14 protein-coding genes are annotated in these 18,468 nt (G+C 48.8%); 5 read left to right on the plus strand and 9 right to left on the minus strand.

The window, feature by feature from the left end; translation table 11 throughout:
• The first annotated feature begins 42 nt into the window (after positions 1-42).
• From NSQ37_RS01275 to NSQ37_RS01285, 3 genes are read left to right on the plus strand one after another with little or no spacing between them, the layout of a single operon-like run.
• The gene (locus tag NSQ37_RS01275) at positions 43-978 is read left to right on the plus strand and encodes an ABC transporter ATP-binding protein (RefSeq protein ID WP_020956334.1); all 936 of its coding nucleotides are present in this window, start codon (positions 43-45) and stop codon (positions 976-978) included.
• A gap of 23 nt (positions 979-1,001) precedes the next feature.
• Positions 1,002-2,096 (plus strand): ABC transporter permease, encoded by a 1,095-nt coding sequence (locus NSQ37_RS01280; protein WP_253612776.1) that lies wholly within the window; start codon positions 1,002-1,004, stop codon positions 2,094-2,096.
• 1 nt (position 2,097) lies between these two features.
• Positions 2,098-3,243 carry an ABC transporter permease gene (locus tag NSQ37_RS01285; RefSeq protein ID WP_012118435.1) on the plus strand — a complete coding sequence of 382 codons (1,146 nt, stop codon included), beginning with the start codon at positions 2,098-2,100 and terminating at the stop codon, positions 3,241-3,243.
• A 33-nt stretch (positions 3,244-3,276) separates the two neighbouring features.
• On the opposite strand, the gene NSQ37_RS01290 is transcribed toward NSQ37_RS01285, so the two are convergent.
• Positions 3,277-4,107 carry an aldo/keto reductase gene (locus NSQ37_RS01290; RefSeq protein ID WP_007410023.1) on the minus strand — a complete coding sequence of 277 codons (831 nt, stop codon included), beginning with the start codon at positions 4,105-4,107 and terminating at the stop codon, positions 3,277-3,279.
• Positions 4,108-4,328: 221 nt separating this feature from the next.
• Between NSQ37_RS01290 and NSQ37_RS01295 the strand changes: the two genes are divergently transcribed.
• Positions 4,329-4,814, plus strand: coding sequence for a stress protein (locus NSQ37_RS01295; RefSeq protein WP_341123086.1), 486 nt, complete (start codon positions 4,329-4,331; stop codon positions 4,812-4,814).
• A 39-nt stretch (positions 4,815-4,853) separates the two neighbouring features.
• Here NSQ37_RS01295 and NSQ37_RS01300 read toward each other — a convergent pair whose 3' ends face one another.
• The 5 genes from NSQ37_RS01300 to NSQ37_RS01320 all read right to left on the minus strand — a co-directional run bounded on the left by NSQ37_RS01300 (position 4,854) and on the right by NSQ37_RS01320 (position 14,038).
• Positions 4,854-6,869: a Na+/H+ antiporter gene (locus NSQ37_RS01300; protein WP_012118437.1), complete on the minus strand. Its 2,016-nt coding sequence runs from the start codon at positions 6,867-6,869 to the stop codon at positions 4,854-4,856.
• A 348-nt stretch (positions 6,870-7,217) separates the two neighbouring features.
• Positions 7,218-8,933: an assimilatory sulfite reductase (NADPH) hemoprotein subunit gene (gene cysI / locus NSQ37_RS01305; RefSeq protein ID WP_003151735.1), complete on the minus strand. Its 1,716-nt coding sequence runs from the start codon at positions 8,931-8,933 to the stop codon at positions 7,218-7,220.
• A gap of 27 nt (positions 8,934-8,960) precedes the next feature.
• Positions 8,961-10,769, minus strand: a complete 1,809-nt coding sequence (locus NSQ37_RS01310) for an assimilatory sulfite reductase (NADPH) flavoprotein subunit (protein ID WP_332286435.1) — start codon at positions 10,767-10,769, stop codon at positions 8,961-8,963.
• Positions 10,770-10,943: 174 nt separating this feature from the next.
• A complete protein-coding gene (gene helD / locus NSQ37_RS01315) occupies positions 10,944-13,259 on the minus strand; it encodes an RNA polymerase recycling motor HelD (protein WP_341123090.1) in 2,316 nt (771 codons plus the stop codon).
• Positions 13,260-13,429: 170 nt separating this feature from the next.
• Complete coding sequence (locus NSQ37_RS01320; RefSeq protein ID WP_007410017.1) at positions 13,430-14,038, minus strand: trimeric intracellular cation channel family protein; 609 nt, start codon at positions 14,036-14,038, stop codon at positions 13,430-13,432.
• A 221-nt stretch (positions 14,039-14,259) separates the two neighbouring features.
• Here NSQ37_RS01320 and NSQ37_RS01325 point away from each other — a divergent pair, with 221 nt between their 5' ends.
• A complete protein-coding gene (locus NSQ37_RS01325; RefSeq protein WP_007410016.1) occupies positions 14,260-15,060 on the plus strand; it encodes a zinc-dependent metalloprotease in 801 nt (266 codons plus the stop codon).
• Positions 15,061-15,093: 33 nt separating this feature from the next.
• On the opposite strand, the gene NSQ37_RS01330 is transcribed toward NSQ37_RS01325, so the two are convergent.
• From NSQ37_RS01330 to NSQ37_RS01340, 3 genes are all read right to left on the minus strand, one after another.
• Positions 15,094-15,513, minus strand: a complete 420-nt coding sequence (locus NSQ37_RS01330) for a disulfide oxidoreductase (protein ID WP_007410015.1) — start codon at positions 15,511-15,513, stop codon at positions 15,094-15,096.
• Positions 15,503-16,174, minus strand: coding sequence for a DsbA family protein (locus NSQ37_RS01335; RefSeq protein ID WP_327943355.1), 672 nt, complete (start codon positions 16,172-16,174; stop codon positions 15,503-15,505). Before NSQ37_RS01335 ends, NSQ37_RS01330 begins: the two co-directional genes overlap by 11 nt.
• Before the next feature lie 117 nt (positions 16,175-16,291).
• The gene (locus NSQ37_RS01340; protein ID WP_327943357.1) at positions 16,292-18,403 is read right to left on the minus strand and encodes a heavy metal translocating P-type ATPase; all 2,112 of its coding nucleotides are present in this window, start codon (positions 18,401-18,403) and stop codon (positions 16,292-16,294) included.
• Positions 18,404-18,468 lie beyond the last annotated feature (65 nt).

Here is an 18,468-nt window from a genome sequence, read left to right on the forward strand (position 1 = left end):
TTTTTTTATAATAAGAGCATCATAAGACATAGAGGTGGAAACATGAACATTTTGGAGCTCAAACAGCTGAGTAAGAAATTCGGTGATTATGCCGCCGTTGACCAGATGTCGCTTGCCGTAAAAGAAGGTGAGATTTTCGGGTTTCTCGGCGCAAACGGAGCCGGAAAAAGCACGACGATCAATATGATCTCAGGCCTTTTAAAACCTTCAGGCGGAGACATTCTGTTTCTCGGAAAAGATATTTTCAAATATAGCAAAGCAACAAAAATGAATATCGGCATCGTCCCTCAGGACCTCGCGATTTACGAAGAATTAAACGCCTATGAAAATGTGAAGTTCTTCGCCGGGCTGTACGGCCTGAGAGGGGCCGCTCTGAAAGAACGGGTCGAGGAAGCCCTGACATTCGTCGGCTTGAGCGATAAACACAAATATTTGCCGAAGCATTTTTCCGGCGGAATGAAACGCCGGCTCAATATCGCCTGCGCCCTTGCCCACCGGCCGAAACTGATCATCATGGATGAACCGACAGTCGGCATTGACCCGCAATCAAGAAATTATATTCTGCAATCAGTGAAAAAGCTGAATGAAATGGGCTGCACGATCATCTACACGAGCCACTACATGGAGGAAGTGGAAGAAATATGCACGCGCATCGCCATCATCGACCACGGAAAGGTCATCGCAGAAGGCACAAAAGAACAGCTGACCTCCATCATTACCGACACGAAGGACGTCGTGATTGAGCTGTCATCCGGAAACGGCATCAGCCTCGGCGACATTCAGGAGCTGCCCGGCGTCAGAGCCGCCACACTGGAAGAAAACAGCGTGAAAATCAGCTCTGACACAGGGGTCAACAATTTAAACCGCCTGATCCGGTACTTCATGGACAAAGGAATTGAAATCCGCTCCTTGCAGGAACAGGCCCCTGACTTAGAAACGGTATTTCTCACGCTGACAGGCAGAAGCCTGCGCGACTGACCTCACTGAAAGGAGGATTGCAAATGAATATTCTGCACATCGCCGGGAAAGAAATCAAAATCAGTTTCCGCGACAGACGGACTTTTATTTTCATGCTTGCTTTTCCGATCGTCTTCATGCTGATTTTCACTGCGGCATTATCAAACGCCTTTGATTCAGAGGTGACGGTCGGAAACATCAAGGTGGTATATACGGACCAGTCAAACGGCCCTCTTTCTCATGATTTTACTAAGTTTATGAAAGCCGCAAAAAAAGAGCATGTCTATTTTCAAAAAGCGGACACGGAGGCAAAAGGCAAAAACGAGGTTCGAGAAAATCAGGCGGATGCTTTCGTCACTGTAAAAAACACCGGTTTTCAAGTCTATACAAATGACCGGAGCGGCATAAACGGCACGATCGTCCAAGGCATGCTGACCGCTTTTACCAATCAATACAAAGCAGGCGCCGCCGCTTACAAGGCGCATAAGGCACCTTCCGCCGGACAAATCAAAAGCGATTATATGAAGCAGACGTCTTTACACAAAGCGAAAGAACCGAAAGCGAAAGATTTTTACGCGATATCCATGACGACGATGATCGGGCTGTACGCCTCGATTTTTGCAAGCACCTTATTCCGCGGGGAAAGAATACGGCACACCGCGGATCGCCTGATCGCCGCCCCGCTCCGGAAAAGCGATATCTTTCTCGGAAAGATGCTCGGCATTTTGGCTGTGAATGTTCTGACGATTCTTGCCGTTGTCGCCTTCAGCAAATTTATCTTAAAAGCGAATTGGGGCAGCCACATGGGACTTGTGCTTTTGATTCTCGTTTCTGAAATTCTTTTGGCCGTCAGCTTCGGACTCAGCCTGAGCTATTTGACCAGAAAACCCGAAAGCGCCAGATTAATCACCGTCATCATCGTTCAGGTGATGTCCATTATCGGCGGCGCCTATTACAAATATGAAGGCGGAGGAATTTCCGCCCTGTCGCCCTTATCCTGGATCAATAAGGCGATTAACAGCATCATTTACGCAAATGATGTATCAGCGGCATGGCCTGCACTCGGTTTAAATACAGCATTGGCGGCACTCTTTTTGCTGATCGCCGCATTTACGTTTCAAAGACGGGAGGGACTGTAATATGAAAAACTTCTGGTGGCTGTTTGCGCACACTCTCAAAGGGATTACAAAAAGCAAAAAACAGCTCATTCTTTATATCGGGGCTCCGCTGATCGGCGTCTTCCTCTCCTTCATGACCAATGCCAACGGCGGAGCCGAAACGCTCAATATCGGCATTCTCGATCAAGACGGCGGAGAAGTGGCGCAGGATACGGCCGCGTTTTTAAAAGGACTGGATCATGTGAAGATTTCGGAGGAAACAGCTGCGTCCGCCACATCAAAAATCGCTTCAGGAAAAATGGAGGCGCTCATTACGTTTGAAAAAGGCTTCTCCCAAAGCGTAAAAGACGGGAAACCGTCTCACATCGGCATGACCTCGCTGAAAGGCGCCCAGGTCACCGGATATGTCAGCTCTTATTTGTACAATTATATGAACAGCATCGCCTCAATCGGCAAATCCTCCGGCGGAGACGCAAAGGCCTTTCAGGCGATGTACGCCGATTTCAAGCATTCTCCCATTCAAACGGAGTCCGCTGTTTTACAAGATACATCGAACCATAAAGAAATGACTTACTCAGTCATCGGGTATCTCATTATCATTATGCTCTATTCCGCCGGCAACCTGACGGAACTAATGATTAAAGAGAGAGAAAACAGGACATACTACAGGCTTCTGTCAACGCCGATCACATCAAAGCAGTATGTATTGGCGAACGCGGCGGTGAATATCATTATCATGGCCGTCCAAATTCTATTCGCCGTTCTCTTTATGGGCGCCGCTTTTCATATTCATCCGTCATTCCCGCTGTGGCAGCTGTTCGTCCTGATGATGCTGTTTGCATTAAGCGCGATCGGGGTCGCCTTTATTGCCGTCGGTTTTTCCAATAGCAGCGCTTCGGCATCGGCGCTTTTGAATTTGATCGTCGTGCCGACATGCTTGCTGGCCGGCTGCTTCTTTCCGGGCAATATTATGCCGAAAACGGTGCAGACAATCGCCGAATTTCTGCCTCAGCGCTGGGTGCTCGATACGGTGGATCAATTGCAGCAAGGCCGCACGTTCCAAAGCCTGATGCTGAACATCATCATTTTGGGAGCCTTCGCCGCCGCCCTGTTATTAATAGCCGCATACAGGTTCAGCGTAAAACGTCAGACACAGACATTTATGTAAAGAAAAACAGCCCCGTAAAGGGCTGTTTTTTTCTTAGAACAGAAGCTCGTCCGGATTCGGGCCGACACGCTCGTCTTTGTTCAATGCGCTGATCTTTTCCATTTCTTCCTGTGACAGTTCGAAATCAAAAATATCGGCATTTTCTATGATGCGGTGCTCTTTAATCGATTTCGGAATGGTAACGACTTCGTTCTGAAGATCCCAGCGCAAAATCACTTGAGCAACCGATTTGTTATGTTTTTCCGCAATTTGTGACAGCACTTCGTTATCGAGGAGCTGTCCCTGCATCAATGGAGACCATGCTTCCACTTGAATGCCCTGCGCTTTGCAGAAATCTCTTACTTCTTTTTGAGTCAGGCGCGGGTGGAATTCAATCTGGTTGACCATCGGCTTGATTTCAGCATCTTTCAGCAGTTCTTCTAAATGATGCACTTGGAAGTTGCTGACGCCGATGGCGCGGATTTTGCCGTCTTTGTACAGCTTTTCAAGAGCGCGCCATGTGTCTTTATATTTATCCTTGCCCGGCCAGTGAATCAGGTAAAGGTCGAGGTAATCGAGGCCGAGGCGCTCAAGGCTTTTCTCAAACGCGTCAAGTGTCGTTTCGTATCCTTGATCTTCATTCCACACTTTTGACGTGATGAACAGCTCTTCTCTGGCAACGCCCGCAGCTCTGATGCCTTCGCCGACACCCTCTTCATTTTTGTAAATAGCCGCCGTATCAATGCTGCGGTAGCCGTTTCTGATTGCCGCTTCGACGGAGTCCGCCGCTACGCTTCCGTTTTCCACCTTGAAGACGCCAAGGCCGAACCACGGCATTTCAACGCCATTATGAAGCTTTACAGTATCTTTTAAGCTTTTTGCCACGTTGAACCATCCTTTCTAGTCATTATGTAAACGGTTATTATTATCTCACATTTCCGCCGTAAGAAACCAATTATACGCTCATCGTCATCACAAAAACCATCTTTAGTGCCCAAGCACCACTTCCGTTATTATTTTCCTATTTTTCAAAAATTCCGGTTAACCGGGTAACTGTCCGGGTAAATCGCTACTGTAGCCACCACACAATTGAAGGAGGAAATCATATGAAACGTATGCGTATCCCGATGTCCGTTGCCCTTGGCGCCGCTTTGTCTCTGACTCCTCTGTCCTTTGTATCCGCAAAAGAAACCCCGGTCCCTCAAAACATGGCACAGCAATCATCAGATGCCTCAGCAAAAGATGTCGGATTAAACATTGACGTTGACCTGCTCGGCATCGGCAATTCGATTGCTGACGCGATTAAGTCGGCGCAAAACCGTGACGGCTTCGTCAAAAACTTAATGGAATCTTCATTCTACGCTTCCGGACAAAAATATAACGTCATGGTGTTTAATTTAAGCCAGGAATATGAAGATCATTTTAACGGTGTTCAGTTCTACGGTTCCGCCGTTTATGACGGCATCACGTACGGCATTTGGGTGTTTGAAGACGGAAGCTTCACCAATAAAGGTGATGGCGGCTGGATCAACTGGGCCTTCAGAGGCTGGTTTGACCGCGAGGGCGATCACGTCGAATTCCATCGTCCGTAATCAAAAAAAGTCCGGCGACAGATGCCGGACTTTTTTGATTTATTCATCTCCGTCAAGCATGGCCGCTTCCACATCATTGATGTATTGGCGAAGCTCATGTGACATATCGCGGGAAATTTCCCGCTCTTCGAACAATGTTTGGATTTCGTTGCGGATGGCCTGCACGGCCCGCAGTTTGATTTCGAGTTTTTGATTTTCAAAACGGCGGCTCGGATTCTGTTCGTGATACGAGTGCCCCAGCCTGAAAATCAGGTGATTGTAAAAGGAAATGACGGCAAGCGTCACATCTTTATTTTCTTCAGTCATGTGTTTTTTCAGGCTTTCAATGGCCGCTTTTGCCGTTTTAACCCTTGTGGCGCGGATGAGGCCTTCTTCATTTAAAATCGTCATTTCCGGCTTTTTTTGTTCACCGAAAAAGATCCAGTACATCAGGCGTTTCAGCTTTTTCTTAGATAAGCCGACTTTAAACGGATTCGTATACAGCACTTCCAGTTCATCAAACCGTTCCTGAAGGCTGTCAGCCGTTTCTTCCGGTATGTCGCCCCGCTCAATCAGCCGCAGCAATTCTTCCTGTTCAGCCTGTATCCCTTGGGCGCGGACTTTCCGCTCATCTTTTTTCGTGCGGTTTTTTACGGTGAACTGCTGAAACCTGAGATTTTTCATTTTCTCATTGTATTCGGCAATAACCGCAAAAGAAGCCGTTTTGTTTGTCTCATTCATATTTTCTTTAATGGCGGTTAAGGCTGCCTTTATCAGCTTCCGTCTCGCTGTCAGCAATTTGACTTTCTTCTCTTTCACATTGTCTTCCGGCTTATCTGTCAAAATCGGCAGTACGATTGTCGCCAGCACCAATGTGCACATAATAACACCCGCGGCTAAAAAGAGAATCAAATTCCGTTCAGGAAACGGTGAGCCGTCAGAGAGCACGTAAGGAATGGAAAAGGAACCCGCAAGCGTGACCGCTCCCCTGACGCCTGAAACCGAAATCAGCAGGGTCGAGCGCAGGCCGGGTTTATAAATGCTCTGATCCTTGTTAAAAAACCACTTGCCGTTCCAAAAAAACAGCACCCACAAAAACCTGAGAATCATTAACGTCAGCGTAATGACGATAATGTACCCGATGACCATCATATTGTTAAACGCGGTATCATTAAAGATGACGGAAACCACATCCGGTATTTGCGCCCCTAAAATAACGAAAACAAGACCGTTCAGAATGAACAAAATAATATTCCACGTACTTGAAGAGACGATTTGCAGTTTGACCATCGTTGATTCAAGACGGTCCTGCTCCACCGCATGCGTGATGCCGCCGGCCACAACAGCTAAAATGCCGGAAACGCCGATTTCTTCAGCCGCGAGATAGATGACGAACGGCGTCAGAATTTGAATCAGCATATGCATCGTGACATCCTGCATGCCGAGGCGGCGCAAAAACAGCCGGAAACGGATAATCAAAAAAGAAATGACGACACCGCTGAGTAAACCGCCGGCTGAAATCAGAACGAAACTGAAGGCGGCCTGCGCCAGCGAAAATGCGCCCGTCACGGCAGCCGCAATCGCAAATTTAAAAGCGACCAGGCCGGATGCGTCATTCATCAGTCCTTCTCCTTCAAGGAGACGCAGAATGCCTTTTGGCATCTTCACTCGCCCTGACAGCGCGCTGACCGCGACAACGTCAGTCGGTGACAGAATCGCCGCCAGCCCGAACGCGGCAGCCAGCGGAATGCTCGGAATCATCCAATGAATCGTGTAACCGCCGACAATCACCGTGGCAAACACGAGCCCGAGCGCAAGCAGCAGAATCGGCGCTCTTAAATTCCAAAGTTCCGCACGCGGCGTCCGTTTTCCATCGTTAAAAAGCAGCGGAGCGATAAACAAAACAAAAAACAATTCGGTATTCAGTTCAAAATGAAGTCCCTGCGGAAATGACGCCGCAATGATACCGAGCGCCACCTGAATCAAAGGCACCGGGATAAAGGGGACAAACCGATTTACGATATTTGAGATCGCGATGATGGTTAAAAGTACGAGTACGACTAAAAATATGTCCAAAGCATGACCTCCTTCATCTGCTGCATCATATCATTATTGCCTGTTCTCTGCCTTTGCCAAAGGCCGGAGCCGATGATCGGGCAGATTCAATATATTTTCCGCACGCAACCATTCTTCTTTTATTTTACCCGTTTTTATTTAAAATTTCTCATAACGTGCTCACGGCGAACTTTTTTTGCCTTCAGCTACATTTTTTCTAGAAAAAGAAAAAGCCTGTTTTCTCTGAAAACAGGCTTTTTCGCAAGCTGCGTCATCTGTTTCATGACGCGGTGCAGCGTTTATGCTGCTTAGTAAAGGATAGAGAACGCACCGTCAGTGTGTCTCTATCCTTGGTTTTAAGTGCTCATCTTATTCGTGAAAATTCGTGCCGTCTGTCGTCGCTTTAATGATGCCCGCGCGGATGACGAAATCGCCGAAGTGTTCGCCTTCCTCACGCTCTTTCGCGTAGCGCGGGAGAATGGTGCGAAGCTCATTCAGAATTTCCTCTTCACCGATATTTTCCCGGTACATTTTGCTCAAACGGCTGCCGTCAAACGCCGCTCCTAAATACATATTATATTTTCCGGGCGCCTTTCCGATAAATCCGATTTCGCCGAGCGCATGGCGGGCGCAGCCATTCGGGCACCCGGTCATACGGATGGTGATTTCTTCATCCCGCAGCCCGTTTTCGTCAACAATGTCTTCAATCTTATCAATCAATTTCGGCAGATAGCGCTCGGCTTCGGCCATGGCGAGCCCGCATGTCGGAAGCGCGACGCAAGCCATTGAACTGCGGCGGAGGGCGGAATGCTGCCGGCCGTCTGTCAGACCGTATTGTTCGATTAATGCGCTGATTTGTTTCTTTTTCTGGCTCGAGACATTGCCGATAATCAGGTTTTGATTAGAGGTGAGACGGAAATCTCCCGTATGGACTTTGGCGATTTCACGTAATCCCGTCATCAGCTTATAATTCTCATAGTCCGTGACGCGGCCGCCTTCGATAAACATCGTAAAGTGCCATTTACCTTTTACACCCTTCACCCATCCGTAACGGTCGCCGTTATGGTCAAAATGATAAGGTTTCGCTTCATCCAGCTGCCAGCCGAGGCGGTTTTCCAGCTCGGCTTTTACGTTTTCCAGCCCGAGACGGTCAACGGTGTACTTGAATCTGGCATTCTTTCTGACGGAACGGTTTCCGTAATCGCGCTGAATCGTAATGGTTTTTTCCGCTACATCATACAGCTGCTCCGGTTTGCAGAAGCCGATGACTTTTGAAAGCTGCGGATAAGTGGCCGTATCGCCGTGCGTCATTCCCATACCGCCGCCGATTGCCACGTTGAATCCGATAAGACGGCCTTCCTCCACGATGGCAATGAAGCCGAGATCTTGAGAAAAGACATCGATATCATTGGACGGAGGCACGGCGATTCCGATTTTGAATTTCCGCGGCAGGTACAGCGGCCCGTACATCGGTTCCGTTTCCGTGTCAGGAGTGCCCGCCACACGTTCCTCATCAAGCCAGATTTCATGATAGGCTCTCGTGCGCGGAAGAAGGTCATCGCTCAATTTCTTCGACCATTCGTATACTTCCGCATGAATTTCAGACTGGTGCGGATTTGAAGCGCACATGACGTTTCGGTTGACATCTCCGCAGGCCGCAATGGTATCAAGCAGCGCCGCATTGATTTTCTGAATCGTTTTTTTCATGTTCCATTTTAAAATTCCGTGCATTTGGAACGTTTCACGCGTTGTCAGCTTCAATGTATTGTTTCCGTATTTTTGCGCCAGTTCATCCATGACAAGCCATTGTTCCGGAGTTGACACGCCGCCTGGCATCCGGACGCGCAGCATGAACTGATAAGCCGGTTCAAGCTTTTGTTTTTGACGTTCATTACGGAGATCGCGGTCATCCTGCAAGTAGCTTCCGTGATGCTTCATCAGCCGGTTGTCATCGTCCGGGATGCCGGCTGAAATCCGGTCGAGCATGACTTCTTTCAATGTGCCGCGCAAATAATCACTTTTTTCTTTAATTTCCTCAACATCACTTGGAGGGCCTTCCGGCGCTTTTAAAATGTTATTCACCATGCTGAATAAGCTCCTTTCAAACCAAAATCAATATACGTCACGCTGATAGCGTTTTTTCTGCTGCATGTCTGCCAGGAAGCTTTCCGCTTTTTCACGGCTCATGCCGCCTTCTTCCTGAATGATATCGAGAAGCGCCTGGTGCACGTCATGCGCCATATGCTGTTCATCACCGCAGATGTATACGGCGGCTCCCTGCTGCAGCCATTCATACAGCTCTTTGCTTTGTTCTTTCATGCGGTGCTGCACATATACTTTTTCCTCCGAATCCCGGGAAAAAGCGACGTCCATTTTTGTGAGAACACCGTTTTGCAGCCATTTTTGCCATTCCGTCTGGTACAGAAAATCAGTGACAAAGTGCTGATCCCCGAAAAACAGCCATGTTTTCCCTTCAGCTCCGGTTTCTTCACGCTCCTGCATAAAGGAACGGAACGGCGCGATGCCTGTCCCCGGCCCGACCATAATGATCGGTGTATCCGGGTTTTCCGGCAGCTTGAAGTTTTGGTTGTGCTGAATGTAAATCGGAAGCGTATCTCCCGGCTGGAGTCTTTCCGCACACAGAATGCTGCAGACGCCTTTTCGTTCTCTGCCGTGCGCGTCATATCTGACCGCTCCGATTGTCAGATGCACCTCTTCCGGATTCGCTTCTAAACTGCTTGCGATCGAATAGAGCCGGGCCGGCATTTTACGCAGGATGGAAAGAAAGTCTTCCGCTGTCGCTTCCCACGGACCGAAATCCCGGACGAGATCAACCAGATCACGGCCGTTGATGTACGCTTTCAGCTGCTCTTCGTTTCCTTCGGCCAGAAGTTCACTCAGCTTTTGGTCAGCCGTAAACTGTGCGGCCTTTTGCAGGAACGGTTTTGTTAAAACGGTTATTTCAAAATGAGAAGTAAGCGCATCTTTCAGCGGGAGGCGCTCTCCTTGTTTATTCACCGCCACTTCCTGTTTTGGGTCCCATTTCAGCTCATTGATCAGCTCATCAACGAGCGCCGGATCATTTTCCGGATAGATGCCGAGGCTGTCTCCGGGCTGATACGCGAGGCCCGATCCTTCAAGCGAAAGCTCGAGATGGCGTGTTTCTTTATTCGAACCGCGTCCGTTCAGATTGATGTTCTCAAGAACCTCCGCCCGAAACGGGTTCGTTCTGGAATAAACGGATTCACCGAGAGCCGGCGTCTCGGCAGGCGCTTCGGCTGTTTGATTTCCCGCTCCTTCGTTCAAACCGCCGATGACCGCGTCAAGCCATTCAGAAAACGGCTCATCATAATCAAGATCGCAATCAACCCGCGGCGCAAGCTGTGTGCCGCCGAGCTCTTGAAGACGCTCGTCAAACTCTTTGCCGGTCTGGCAGAAAAATTCATACGAGCTGTCCCCGAGCGCCAAAACGGAGTAACGGAGCGCTTCAAGCTTCGGCGCGCGTCTGCCGTGAAGAAATTCATGAAAGGCCAGCGCGTTATCCGGCGGATCGCCTTCTCCGTGCGTGCTCACAACGATCAGTAAATTGTTTATTTTTTTCAGATTATTCGGCTTAAAATCGTTCATCGACGCGACGGTGACCTGGAATCCCCGTTCCTCAAGCGTCTTTACCGTCTGTTTCGCAAGACCTTCCGCATTTCCCGTTTGCGATCCGTATAATACGGTCACTTCTCTTGAGACTGCCGGGCTTTCTGCAGGAGCCGGAGCAGCGGGTGCGGCTGTTTCACCGGATTCGGACCGGGCCGCAGCCAAATAACCGCTCAGCCAGATTTTCTGTGATTCTGTCAAGGTCGGCAGAAGGCGGTTAAGGAGCTCTGCCTGCTCCTGATTAAACGGACTGTTCATGACCTGAAGTTGCAACGATATCCACCTCACAAGGAATTAAACGTAACGTACGTTATTTCTATAGGAATTGTCAAAATAATATTCTAATTGAAACTTTACCGAAAGTTTGTATGTAAGTAAAATATATAATCATGATGACAACGATTAAGATTACTAATGATAAAAAGCCCTTTGCACTTGGCAAAGGGCTTACACGAATAAGCCGGCGGGCACTTCTTTAATAAAAGGAGAGTGTTCTCCCGGAGACAATACGGTCAGATGATGCATCGCCCGCGTACAGGCCGTATATAACAGCTTACGGTCATGTTCGCTTTTGTACTGGGCAGCAGAGGCATCAGCGGCAATGACGGCGTCAAACTCAATGCCTTTTGCCAAATAAACGGGAATGACGCATACCCCTTTTTGAAAAGGCTGGTTTTCTTTATTGATCAAGCGGACACCGCTCTCGGCGCTGACCGCCTGAAACACTTTTTTGGCTTCCGCGGCCGTTTTGCAGATGACGGCGACCGTCTCCCAGCCTTTTTGTCTGAGCTCCCGGATTGTATCCGCCAATTGTTCCTGCCGCGCATTTTCTGTATCCGTCCGCAAAACACGCGGTTTTTCCCCGTTCCGGTTAAAAGGCTCAATGTCATCGCCGTCAGCCAGCAGCGCTTTCGTAAATTCAACAATCTGCCGCGTCGATCTGTAAGTCCGCTTCAGGCTGACATACTTTTCTGCACCATTGCGAAAGCAGCCGGCGAGGGAAGAAGGGCCCGTAATGGTGTGGGCATAAATCGACTGGCTGACATCACCGAGAACCGTCATCTTTGCCGCTGGGAAGATGCTTTGAATATACGTGAGCTGAAATGGGGAATAATCCTGCGCTTCATCAATGAAGACGTGCTTCATTTGTGTGTTTTTTCTTTTTCCTTCTAACAGATCCTGCAAATACAGATACGGAGCGGCATCTTCATACGGAAGTGACCGTTCTGCAAATGCGTTTCTGGTCAAAGCGCCGATGCTCTCCCAATGATCGGGCTTTTCATCAGCTCCCCAGTCTGAAAACAGCCGGAGATACATCCGTTTTATATCGAGAAAGCCGAGCCGTCTGACGGCCTGCTTAATCGGTTTAAAGGCTTTGCCGACAATAATGGCGCCAAGCAGCCGCTGTTCGCGCTGATGGTCGTCAAATGCAGGTTCATCATCTGCCGCCTGCTTCTTGAGTGTTTGATAAACCTCAGCATAGTCTTCCTTATCAAGCAGCTCGCTCTCCTGCAAGACCCATTCCTTCTTACGCTCCTTTTTTTCGAGAGCGCTGATTTCCGCGAGAAGCCATTCCGCTGTCAGCTCCGCTCTGTTCGGAATCGGCAGCTGCTGATCAAGCGAATAAAAATAGGCTTCAATCCGTTCTTTTGAAATCAGGATGTCTCCCCGGAAGCTGATCTGTTTACACATCAGGCCCGAGCCGGAAAGCGAGCAGGCGTAGCGGTCAATCATGGCCCGGAAAGCTGATGACGCTTTGTAAGCAATGGCTGCGAGCCTTACGGAAAGTGCGTCCTGATTTTGTTCAGTCAGGCAATATTCAAGCTGCTCGTACGGGCTTTCACAATCAAACTTTCGTCCGAGCCGGCGGATGATATATTCCTGAAAGGTGGCCTGCTCCATATTCTCTTCTCCCAATTCCGGCAATACGGCGGACACATAACTGTTGAACAAAATATTCGGGGAAAACAATACAATCTGACGGGCATCAAGCACCCCGCGCCCGCGGTACAGCAAGTAAGCGGCCCGCTGAAGCGCCGCGGATGTTTTCCCGCTTCCGGCGGCTCCCTGAACGATGAGATATTTGCTTTTTTCATCCCGGATGATTTCGTTCTGTTCTTTTTGGATGGTTGACACGATGTTTTTCATATGCTGTCCGGAATGCCCGCTCAGCACCTCTTGCAGCATTTCGTCACCAATCGTCATATCCGTGTTAAACATCGCTTTAAGCGTCCCGTTTTTAATGATAAACTGCCGCTTCAGTGTGATGTCTCCTTCTATCGTTTCTTCGGGAACTTCATAGCGGGCTTTTCCCGGGGAATATTGATAGTAAAGAGAGGAGATGGGCGCGCGCCAATCATAAATGAGAAATTGCTCGTTGTTTTCATCCATCAAAGAAGTCAGCCCGATATAAATCCGCTCGGAAGAGGGCTCCCCTTTTTCCGTAAAATCGACACGGCCGAAGTAAGGAGAGGTTTTCAGCTTTTGGATTTTTTGAAGATGCCGGTATTGAAGCCGATGCGTCCGTTCACGTTCTGAAAGCATTTCTGCCTGCTGTTTAATGCTTGAAAATGTCTCAGCCGCTTCGTGGGCGTCATCCATATTCACGGTGACATCATCCCAAAACGTTTTTCTCAGCCCGACAATATCCTGCTTCAATCCGCCCGATGAGGCTTCAAGATGAGTTTGTTTCTGTTCCAGTTCCTTCATGACAAAATTGATTCTTTCCTGCTCTTCTTTCCACTCTTTATCACGTTTTGCCATCAGCGGCACCTCCGACATCAAGCTGACAAATCCGGATTTCATCATACAAACATATATGCAACATATTATTCAGCATTATGGTCAAATACCCTTTTTCTTATCATATCGGGCGTCTTTTTTTATCAGAAGCCGTTATGAAAAAAAACCGATTTCTTTATGAAATCGGTTTTTTACTGATCTATATGATAGGAACGATTCGGCAGGCGCCACCTGAACACATAACTGCAGATGCGGCATGCCACAAGCACAAGAAACAGCACATACAAACCGGCGGCATCCCCGGCCCAGCCGAGGCCCACGATTAACCCTCCGAGCGCGGCCCAGACTGCATAAATTTCCGCCTTGAGCACAAGCGGCTTCCTGCCCGCGAGCAAATCCCGTATGATGCCGCCCCCGCTGCCGGTGAGGACCGCTGCCGCAATCACCGCACTGAGCGGATGGCCCATTTTCACGGCATATAAAGCGCCTTGGATGGCAAATGCCGAAAGCCCGATGGCATCGGATAGGTTGCCCCATTTACTCCAATGCCTTAACAGCAGCTTCGGAAACAAAAAGACAATCGTAACTGATGCGAGAGCGATTTGAAAAAACGCGCCTTGCTCCCACAAGGCGGAGACCGGAACACCGATCAGCAGATTTCGGATCGCTCCTCCGCCGAACGCCGTTACAATCCCCAAGATATACACGCCTAAAATATCATACTCCTCTTCCATCGCAACAATCGCTCCGCTGACCGCAAACGCAATGATGCCGATTACACTAAGCAGCTCCCAGGCCATTCCATATGCTCCTTTTTATTTGTTAAATTTTCTGACGACCATTAGATTTTATAATCGCTTTCTCTTAAAATCAACCTTATTTTTGAAAGATTCTGATTCCAACCCGGGACAACCTCACTCGCAACGGCTGGGAGCAAGAACATTTACCTATTTTATACTATTTTGGGAGGTTTATTGGAAGTTTCATTGAATACTTTCTCTAACAAAAAGGGGGTTATGAGATGAAAATCAGTTCACTTGTTTTTCCTGTTTTATTGGCCGCCGGATTAATTCCCGGCCTGCCGTCAGCCGAAAGCCATACGCATTCGCACACTCATGCGGAGCCGGCGAAAACGGTGTATACGGACCCGCTTCCGAAAGCCGATCATTTTAAAGATCTGAAGGGCCCGGTCCAAGTCGAACAGACGGTTGACACAAAAATTCTGGATGAAAACGGCAAGCAGGTCGGCACGAAACGATTCAATGCCAATGTCAGTCAGGATAAAGCCTCAACTAAAGCCAGCACGGGCAGCCAGAAGGTCAGAGTGCTGGCGGTGGCGGACGCTGAATACCGCGCCAAATACAGCGACTGGCAAACGCGAATCGTCCAGATCGTGGAGCAGGCGGATGTTGCTTTTAACCGTGATCACAACATTGATTTCGTCGTACAGGCCGTGCAGGCTTGGAATTCCTCGGGCTCAAACAGTTCTCAGATTTTATCGAATCTCCAAGGCAGCTTCAGAAATCAAAATTATCATTTTGTCGTCGGTTTTACCGCAAAATCAAGTTTTGATGCCGGCGGTATCGCGTATGTATATAACGGCAAACCGAGCGGCCCGGCTTTCAGCGTGAACCTTGATCAAGGAACGGCCAACACGGCGAAAGCGGCACAGCACGAGTTTTCCCATAACTTCGGACTTCAGCATGACGCCCAAGGCAGCGGCATCCGCTGCGTCATGAATTATGATTATGCCTATTCCGTGGATATTTGGGACAGCTCCCATAACAGACAGATTGCGACAAACAAAGCTTGGTACAAATAATAGAAAAAGAGCCGCTCCCATGGAGCAGGCTCTTTATTTTGCCGTGCGTTCCGTTTTGACAAAACACATGCAGATAATAATGAGAATAAATGCCGTCAATGCCAGGAAAGGAATGGTAATGAAACCGAACCAGTTAATATATTCAGATGAGCAAGGCACGCCGTAAACACACGGCTTGATGCCGCTGAAACCGGGCACCTTCTGCTCAAGGTAATGCATGATCGATATAAACGCGCCGATGACGGCCATCGGCAGCACATATTTTTTCACGCGCGTGTCACCCTGGAAGGTGGCGATTCCTAAAATCAGGACAAGCGGGTACATGAGAATTCTTTGATACCAGCACAGCTCGCACGGTATGAATTTTCTGATCTCGCTGAAATATAGGCTGCCGAGCATGGCAGCAAGAGCTATCACCCAAGAAGCATATAAAAATACGATTCTATTTTTCATTTTCCAGCTCTTTCTTAATCGTTTTTGAAATCTCATCATAATCAGAGAAGTCTTTAATCACTTTGTCATTTACGTAAATCGTCGGTGTCGCCGTAATGTTTAATTTATCATTCAGGTCAGTGTCAGCTTTCAGCTCTTTTGCAAATGTCTCTTTATCAAGGTTTTCCTTCAGCTTGTCAGGATCAACCTTTTTCGCGGTGCTTTTGACCGTTTTTTCAAGCAATGCAGGCGTGACCCATTCCTGTTCGCTTGACGGCTGCTGTTCAAACAGCTTTTCATGGAATGCCCAGAATGATGCCGGGTCTTCTTTCCACACCTCTTCTGAAGCAAGAGCCGCCAGACGCGAGCCGCTTCCGTGGTACATGACGTTCACAAATGAAAATTTCACGTCGCCTTTATCGATAAAATCTTTTTTGATTTTCGGAAAGATATCGCTGTTAAATACTTTGCATGACGGACACTTGTAATCTCCGAATTCAACTACCGTAACAGGGGCGCTGTCTTTGCCAAGCACGGGCTGTCCTTTAATGGAAGGCTGTTCGGCGACTGTTTCGCCCGCTTTTTCCGTTTGGTTGTTAATAATTACGATGGCCGCAAATAAAACGACAACGATTAACGTCAGAATCACCGCAAATTTCGCAGACGATTGTTTCTTTTTCACTCAGACACCTCATTGTTTTTAAAATAAAAAAGAAGCGGATGCCGGATGGCCCGCTTCTCTATTTTACCAAGACAACCTTGTTTAAGAAAACCCTGAAAAACGAATTATCTTTGACAATTATTCCGCTTTCACTCTCATGACGCGCATCGCGTTGGCAACGGCGATCAGCGTGACGCCTACATCTGAAAAGACCGCTTCCCACATGGTGGCGAATCCGAATGCGCCAAGCAGGAGAAAAATGATTTTTACGCCTAAAGCAAATCCGATGTTCTGCCAGACGATCCGGCGTGTTCGGCGTGCAATCCGGATGGCTTCGGCTGCTTTTGACGGCTGGTCTGTCATCAGGACGACATCGGCCGCTTCGACGGCGGCATCAGAGCCGAGAGCCCCCATGGCAGCTCCGATGTCAGCTCTGGCAAGCACAGGCGTATCATTAATCCCATCGCCGACAAACATCAGTTTTTCATTCGGTGAAAGCGCCGCTTCAAGTTCTTCGACGCGGTCTACCTTGTCACCCGGCAAAAGCTCTGTGTACACGTCATCAATACCGAGCTCTCGGCCGACAGCTTCTCCGGTCTGCTTTGAATCACCCGTCAGCATCACTGTCCGCTTCACGCCGAGCGCTTTTAAATTGGCAATGGCCTGTTTGGCGTCCTCTTTGATTTCATCGGCGATCACGATCGCCCCCGCATACTGCTGATCAACGGCGACATAGACGACGGTTCCGTTATTTTCAGCTGTGCCGGAAGCGATTTGTTCTTTTGCCATCAGTTTTTGATTTCCGGCCAAAATCGTTGATCCGCCGGTTTTCACCCGAATGCCGTGTCCGGGTATTTCTTCATATTCTTCAATCTCGTCTGCCGCGAGCGGTTGATTGTAAGCTTCACGGATGGAAGAAGCAATCGGATGATTGGAATGGACTTCCGCAAGCGCGGCCGCATGAAGCAGGCTGTCTTTCGTAAATCCCGCCGCCGGCTTGATATCAGTAACGGCGAAATTGCCTTTCGTTAAGGTTCCCGTTTTATCAAACACGGCGTATGCCACCTGATTGAGCGCTTCTAAATAGTTGCTGCCTTTCACGAGCACCCCTGCTTTAGACGCAGCTCCGATACCGCCGAAAAACCCGAGCGGAATGGAGACGACGAGTGCGCACGGACAAGAAATCACAAGGAAAATCAGCGCGCGGTACACCCAGTCGGATAGCGCGGCTGAAGGCACGAGAAGCGGCGGTAAAAAGGCGAGAAGCACCGCAACAATGACAACGGCCGGTGTATAATACTTGGCAAACTTCGTAATAAAGTTTTCCGTTTTCGCTTTGCGTCCGGCCGCATTTTCGACGAGATCCAATATTTTTGACACGGCAGAGTCTTCATATCCTTTAGAGGTTTCAATATGAAGCACGCCGTTCTGATTCATAAATCCGGCCATCACATCTTGCCCCGGCTCCGCTTTTCTTGGCACGGATTCGCCCGTTAAAGCGGATGTATCAACCATCGAAGAACCGCTCAGCACCTTTCCATCCAACGGAATCCGTTCTCCGGGATTCACGACGATGACCTGTCCGACTTTGACGTCCTGCGGCGAAACGGCAGTCATGCCGTTTTCCGTTTTCACATTGGCGTACTCAGGACGGATGTCCAATAACGCGCTGATCGATTTTCTGGATCGGCTGACGGCCGCTCCCTGAAACAATTCACCGATTTGGTAGAACAGCATGACCGCGACGCCTTCCGGATACTGATGAATCATAAATGCGCCGATCGTGGCAAGCGCCATCAGAAAATGCTCATCAAATACCTGGCCGCGGACAATGTTTTTTCCCGCTCTGGCTACGATATCGCCGCCGATAATCAAATATGAAGCAAAAAAGAGCAGAAACTCAAGGACGGCGCCCGTGTGCGCGAAGTAAGCGATGACGGCCAAAACGGCTCCCGCAGCCAGCCTCACTAACATCAGCTGCAGCTTTTTGCGGTACTCATCCTCGCCGGGTTTGTCTTCGTGCTTCGAACGAACGGTCACATGAGGATCAATGGACTTTACTTTTTTCACAACCTCATCTTTCATCCATTGTTCGTTTTTGCCGCCGGCTGAGACCGTGATGGTGCTTGCCGCAAAATTGACAGCACAGCCGTCTATGCCGTCAATGGCTTTTACGCCGTTTTCTATTTTTTTTGCACAGTTGCTGCAATCAAGTCCGTCTAATACAAATTCAACTTTGGCTGCTTTCATTTTCGACTCACCCTACTTTCCGTAATAGGATTCCCATAACATCAATACAGCTAAACGAATTTATA

The organism is Bacillus sp. FSL P4-0334, from assembly GCF_038004825.1.
Lineage (GTDB): Bacteria > Bacillota > Bacilli > Bacillales > Bacillaceae > Bacillus > Bacillus velezensis.

Coding starts and splice junctions, on each gene's coding strand:
- NSQ37_RS01295 (WP_341123086.1), top strand. CDS start 4,329: ATGAAACGTATGCGTATCCCGATGTCCGTTGCCCTTGGCGCCGCTTTG.
- NSQ37_RS01320 (WP_007410017.1), bottom strand. CDS start 14,038: ATGGCCTGGGAGCTGCTTAGTGTAATCGGCATCATTGCGTTTGCGGTC.
- NSQ37_RS01280 (WP_253612776.1), top strand. CDS start 1,002: ATGAATATTCTGCACATCGCCGGGAAAGAAATCAAAATCAGTTTCCGC.
- NSQ37_RS01325 (WP_007410016.1), top strand. CDS start 14,260: ATGAAAATCAGTTCACTTGTTTTTCCTGTTTTATTGGCCGCCGGATTA.
- NSQ37_RS01340 (WP_327943357.1), bottom strand. CDS start 18,403: ATGAAAGCAGCCAAAGTTGAATTTGTATTAGACGGACTTGATTGCAGC.
- NSQ37_RS01285 (WP_012118435.1), top strand. CDS start 2,098: ATGAAAAACTTCTGGTGGCTGTTTGCGCACACTCTCAAAGGGATTACA.
- NSQ37_RS01275 (WP_020956334.1), top strand. CDS start 43: ATGAACATTTTGGAGCTCAAACAGCTGAGTAAGAAATTCGGTGATTAT.
- NSQ37_RS01330 (WP_007410015.1), bottom strand. CDS start 15,513: ATGAAAAATAGAATCGTATTTTTATATGCTTCTTGGGTGATAGCTCTT.
- helD (WP_341123090.1), bottom strand. CDS start 13,259: ATGGCAAAACGTGATAAAGAGTGGAAAGAAGAGCAGGAAAGAATCAAT.
- cysI (WP_003151735.1), bottom strand. CDS start 8,933: ATGGTGAATAACATTTTAAAAGCGCCGGAAGGCCCTCCAAGTGATGTT.